The 5,146-nt window shown below is 70.0% G+C and carries 5 protein-coding genes and 1 pseudogene; 3 read left to right on the top strand and 3 right to left on the bottom strand.

The genetic code is table 11. The features are described 5' to 3' along the window. Positions 1 to 1,022 (top strand): dihydrolipoyl dehydrogenase (locus I53_RS25860; protein WP_043356246.1); only part of this gene is annotated, 1,022 nt, incomplete at its 5' end. Between the two features lie 67 nt (positions 1,023 to 1,089). Here the strand turns inward: I53_RS25860 and I53_RS25855 are convergent. Both I53_RS25855 and I53_RS25850 read right to left on the bottom strand, forming a co-directional pair. After that, a complete protein-coding gene (locus tag I53_RS25855; protein WP_043356243.1) occupies positions 1,090 to 1,293 on the bottom strand; it encodes a hypothetical protein in 204 nt (67 codons plus the stop codon). Between the two features lie 133 nt (positions 1,294 to 1,426). After that, on the bottom strand, positions 1,427 to 1,645 hold the full coding sequence (locus tag I53_RS25850) for a hypothetical protein (protein WP_051045078.1): 219 nt from the start codon (positions 1,643 to 1,645) through the stop codon (positions 1,427 to 1,429). A gap of 233 nt (positions 1,646 to 1,878) precedes the next feature. Here I53_RS25850 and I53_RS25845 point away from each other — a divergent pair. Next, a pseudogene (locus tag I53_RS25845) lies at positions 1,879 to 2,867 on the top strand (threo-3-hydroxy-L-aspartate ammonia-lyase). A 122-nt stretch (positions 2,868 to 2,989) separates the two neighbouring features. Next, the gene (locus I53_RS25840) at positions 2,990 to 3,367 is read left to right on the top strand and encodes an iron-sulfur cluster assembly accessory protein (protein ID WP_043356239.1); all 378 of its coding nucleotides are present in this window, start codon (positions 2,990 to 2,992) and stop codon (positions 3,365 to 3,367) included. Positions 3,368 to 3,479: 112 nt separating this feature from the next. Here the strand turns inward: I53_RS25840 and I53_RS25835 are convergent, their stop codons facing one another. Beyond that, complete coding sequence (locus I53_RS25835) at positions 3,480 to 4,538, bottom strand: GGDEF domain-containing protein (RefSeq protein ID WP_043356236.1); 1,059 nt, start codon at positions 4,536 to 4,538, stop codon at positions 3,480 to 3,482. Positions 4,539 to 5,146 lie beyond the last annotated feature (608 nt).

Genomic DNA, 5,146 nt, shown 5'->3' with positions numbered 1-5,146 from the left:
AGGGCCCCAAGGAGGCCGGCACCTACAAAGCCAAGCACATCATTGTGGGAACCGGCGCGCGTCCGCGCGCGATACCCGCAATGGAGCCCGACAAGAAGTTGATCTGGACCTATTACGAGGCCATGGTCCCCGAGACGATGCCCAAGAGCCTGCTGGTGATGGGCTCGGGCGCCATCGGCATCGAGTTCGCCTCGTTCTACCGGACCATGGGCGCCGAGGTGACCGTGGTGGAGCTGCTGCCGCAGATCCTCCCCGTGGAGGATGCCGAGATCGCAGGCCTCGCCCGCAAGCGCTTCGAGAAGCAGGGGATCAAGATCCTCACCGGCGCCAAGGTCACGAAGGTCGAGAAGGGCGCCGATTCCATCACGGCGACCATCGAGGGCGGCGACGGGAAGTCACAAACGATCACGGCTGAAAAACTGATCTCGGCGGTGGGCGTCGTCGGCAACATCGAGAAGATCGGCCTCGAGAAGCTCGGGGTGAAGATCGACCGCGGGATCGTGGTGACGGACGGGCTCGGCCGCACCAACGTGCCCGGTCTCTACGCGATCGGCGACGTCGCCGGCCCGCCGATGCTCGCCCACAAGGCGGAGCACGAGGGCGTCATCTGCATCGAGACGATCAAGGGCCTGCACACCCACCCGATGGACAAGGCCAAGATCCCGGGCTGCACCTATTGCCAGCCGCAGATCGCCAGCGTCGGCCTGACCGAGGCCAAGGCCAAGGAGCAGGGTTTTGCGGTGAAGGTCGGCCGCTTCCCCTTCGCGGGCAACGGCAAGGCGATCGCGCTCGGCGAGCCGGACGGGCTGATCAAGACCGTGTTCGACGCCAAGACCGGCCAGCTGCTCGGCGCCCACATGGTCGGCGCCGAGGTGACCGAGCTGATCCAGGGCTACGTGGTGGCGATGAACCTGGAGAGCACCGAGGAGGAGCTGATGCACACGGTGTTCCCGCACCCGACGCTCAGCGAGATGATGCACGAGAGCGTGCTCGACGCCTACGGCAAGGTGATCCACACCTGATCCGGCAGTGGGAAGCTGGGCTCGGGTCGGGCTCCGGTCCGGCCCAGGCCGGGCCGGCACGGGCCCGTCAGTCCGAACCGGGCGCCGCCGCGCGCGTCAGGCTCACCAGCTGAAACAGGAGGATCACCGCGACCGTCGCCGTACTGCCGCCGACGGGGATCAGGAGCAGCGCCGCGATGGGATCGAGCCCCCGGACGAGCAGCAGCGTGATGCAGCTGCCGAGCACGGACGCGAGGGTCATCCGGAAGATGCAGCATTCGGAAGGTTGCATGGTCCCTCCAGTCGAGCGTCCACGGGAATGTGGGAGCGCGCGGCGGTTCGGCAACCATAAATAGATAAAACTCAAAAACAAATGCTGAGGTTGCGCAAGGCGATGGCGATCCGCGCCGATACCGGAACGCCCGTCAGCGGCGCAGCCGATCCACCGGCTCGGCCTGATCCGGCGAGGGGACGTAAGCGCACCACTCGCAGATGCCGCGCTCGGCGCCGCGCTGTGCGTTGCGCTGCGAACAGAGCGGGCAGACGAGCAGGATCAGCCGCCGACCGGATTGCAGGGCCAGCCCCCGGCCCCGGAATGTGACCTCGGTCGCCGCATCGCCGGAGGCCTGATCCCGGGCGCTCATGACGCCACCCCGCCGACCGCCGGCCGGATCGCAGGTCTGCACATGGTCTCGATCCGCATGGCGATGCCGCCCCCCAGCGTTCCTGCCAAGACGTCGCTGCGGGGATAAGCGGCGAAGGGCCGAATGGCTCCGCTTCCGCATGTGGACCGGGCCGGATGCGCACGGACCGAAACGGCCCTATGACGTCCGGCACGACCGGCGCAGGAGCGATGCGAAACGCGATGCAGGACACGATGCAGGGCGACCCCATCGACGCGGCCGGCGGCCTTCCCACCTTCGCCGACGTGGCCCGCGCCGCGGAGCGGATCGCCGGGGCCGCCCATCGCACGCCGGTCCTGACCTCGCGCACCGCGGACGCGATGACCGGCGGCCGGCTGTTCTTCAAGGCGGAGAACCTGCAACGGGCCGGCGCCTTCAAGTTCCGCGGGGCCTACAACGCGATCAGCGCCCTTCCGGAGGCGGCCCGCGCCCGCGGGGTGATCACGTATTCCTCCGGCAACCACGCCCAGGCGATCGCGCTGGCGAGCCGGTTGCTCGGCGCCCCCGCCACCATCATCATGCCGGGCGACGCCCCCGCCGCGAAGATCGCCGCCACGCGCGGCTACGGCGCCGAGGTGGTCCTGTACGACCGCTACAGCCAGGATCGCGAGGCGCTCGGCCGGGAGATCGCGCAGGCCCGCGCCCTGACGCTGTTCCCCCCTTCAACATCCCGACGTCATCGCCGGGCAGGGGACCTTGGTCAGGAGCTGATCGAGACGTCCGCCCCCTCGACATGCTGGTGGCCTGCCTGGGCGGCGGCGGCCAGCTCGCGGGCTGCGCGCTGGCCGCGGCGGAGCTGTCGCCGGGCTGCCGGGTGATCGGCGTCGAGCCGGAGGCGGGCAATGATGGGCAGCGCTCGTTCCGCGAGGGCCGGATCGTCACGATTCCCGTGCCCCGCACCATCGCCGACGGGGCGCAGTCGACGGCGCTGGGCGACCTCACCTTCGCGATCATCCGCGCGGGGGTGTCCGACATCCTCACCGTCACCGACGCGCAGCTCGTCGAGACCATGCGGTTCTTCGCCAGCCGGATGAAGCTCGTGGTCGAGCCGACCGGCTGCCTCGCGGCGGCGGCGGTGCTCCACGGGCTCGTGGACGTCACGGACAAGCGCGTCGGCGTGGTGATCAGCGGCGGCAACGTCGATCTGGCGGCCTTCGCGCGGCTCACCGGCGAGTCGGCCTGAGGCGTCGATTGCCGGGCCGGTGTGCTCCCGCCGTGGTGGACCGGCCCCGACCCAATGCTTATCTTGTGGCTGCCAGAATGCGCGTCCCCGGGCCTTGAACCCGGATGGGCGGGAGGATGACAATGTCCACGAGCTTCAAGGTTCTGTCGCTGACCGATCGGGCTGCCGATCGGATCAAGGCGATCATGGCGGAGGCCGACCGGCCGATCGCCGGTCTGCGCGTCGGTGTCCGGAACGGCGGCTGCGCCGGGATGTCGTACACGATGGAATATGCCGAGGCGGTCAAGCCCGGCGAGGACGTGGTCGAGGATCGCGGCGTGCGCGTCTTCGTCGATCCGAAGGCGGTGCTGTTCCTGCTCGGCACGGAGATGGACTTCACCACCACCAAGCTGGCGTCGCAGTTCGTGTTCAACAACCCGAACCAGACCTCGGCCTGCGGTTGCGGAGAATCCGTGGCGATCACGCCGGTCTCGGCGGACCGCCTGTCCGCGCCGGCCTGAGGCTCCCGCTCACCGTCGGCGTGGGGAGCGCAGCGGCCCGGCCGCGCCCCCGGCGCAGAGGGTCTCCCGCTCCCGAAGCGCTCCGCCGCGGGCGGGCGCCGTCGCGGCGCCCCTAGGCCACCTGCGACAGCGACTCGGCCGCATCGTCCAGGAAGCGGTTCCGGCCCGCGCGCTTGGCCGCGAACATGCACAGGTCGGCCCGCTCCATCAGCGAGGCCGGCGTATCCCCCGGGCACAGCACCGCGACCCCCAGGGAGATGGTGATCTTGCCGAGCGACTCGCCGGTCGAGCGCTTGACCAGTTCGCGCCCCATCACGCTGGTGCGGACCGTCTCGGCCACCCGCTTGGCCACGGTGCGGTCGGCTCCGGGGAGGATGATACCGAACTCCTCGCCGCCGAACCGGGCGAGCTGCGCCTGCTTCCCGGCATTCTCGCGCATCACGATCGCCACGAGCCGCAGGACCTGGTCGCCCGTGAGGTGACCGTACAGGTCGTTGAAGCGCTTGAAGAAATCGATGTCGAGGATGATCAGGCTCATGGGATCGGTGCGCGCCCGCGCCGAATCCATGGCCGCCTTCAGCGTCTCCTCGAAATGCTTGCGGTTCGCCAGCCCGGTCAGGGCGTCGGTCAGGCTCTCGCGCCGGCTCGCATCGAGCTTCTCGCGCAGCGTCTCGATCTCGCTGCGCGTCTCGCGCATGCGGGCCTCGAGGATCCGGTTGTTGGCGGCGACTTCCCGGGTCGTGGCGGCCAGGGTCGCCACGATCTCGCCGAACCGCGCCCGGCTCGGGAGGCCCTGGGAGAGATCCTGGGCGACGCCGCGCAGCGATTCGCTGTACTGCGCCGTCGAGCCCAGGGAGAGGTCCAGGATCTCGGTGACCGCCGCGATCTCGCTCAGGACCACGCGGCTGACGTCGTCGGTGGTGCTCGCGAGGCGCCGCCCGTCGAGATAGGTCTCGTGCAGATCGTCGATGTCGCTCTCGGTGAGGCAGCCGTTCTGGGTGGTGAGGCGCTTCACGGCATCGGCGAGGAGCGGCAGCTCGCCCGACACGTAGGCATACCAGACCGCGTAGGCGCGCGGCGTCGCGGAGGGGCCGTAGTCGCGGATCAGGTCATGGCTGCGCTTCGCCAATGCGAAGCTGCGATCGCGGTCCGAATAGGTCTCCTGGCTCATCCGTATCCCGTGGTCCCGGGCGATCGGCGCGCATGCGCCGCGACCCTGACTTGATATACGGCAGTCTGGTAGCCGGACTGTTAAGCTCGAAAAGACCCTTGTTACCTTTCTTTCTTCGCCAACACTGGTCGAAGCAGAAATGCCGGGACGTGGGAACCCAAACCGACGGGCGTATCACCGTCCGCATCGTTCCGGCGCCCGCGCTCCTCGCGCCCGGCCGCGCCGGCGCGCGCCGTCGTGCGTCGCGCAACACGGCTCTCCGGGCGAGCCTCTTGGCGCCCCTCCTGCCGACTCTCTTGACGACTCTCCTGGCGTGCCTCCGGACGCTGCGCGGCCGCCGCACCGCGACCGGTGCGTGCCCGCGGACGCTCCTCCCGGGCCTCCTCGGCCTCGCCGGCGCTCCGGATCTCCTTGGCGTCGCCGCGACTGGCGTCGCCGCTCCTCGCGCGACCGCCCCGGGCAGCACCACCCTTGTCGCCGGCCTTCGCGGAGCGCGCGCCGCGGCGGCCCCTCGCCGACCGGCCGCGGTGACGCGTCCCGGTGTCGCCGGACGGCTCGGCCACCGTCGAAAGATCGCCGTCCAGCCAGGGGATCGGCTGGCCGATCAG

Source organism: Methylobacterium sp. B1 (assembly GCF_000333255.1).
GTDB lineage: Bacteria > Pseudomonadota > Alphaproteobacteria > Rhizobiales > Beijerinckiaceae > Methylobacterium > Methylobacterium fujisawaense.
The sequence above is the reverse complement of the archived record's forward strand: the minus strand, read 5'-3'. Positions and strand labels throughout refer to the sequence as shown.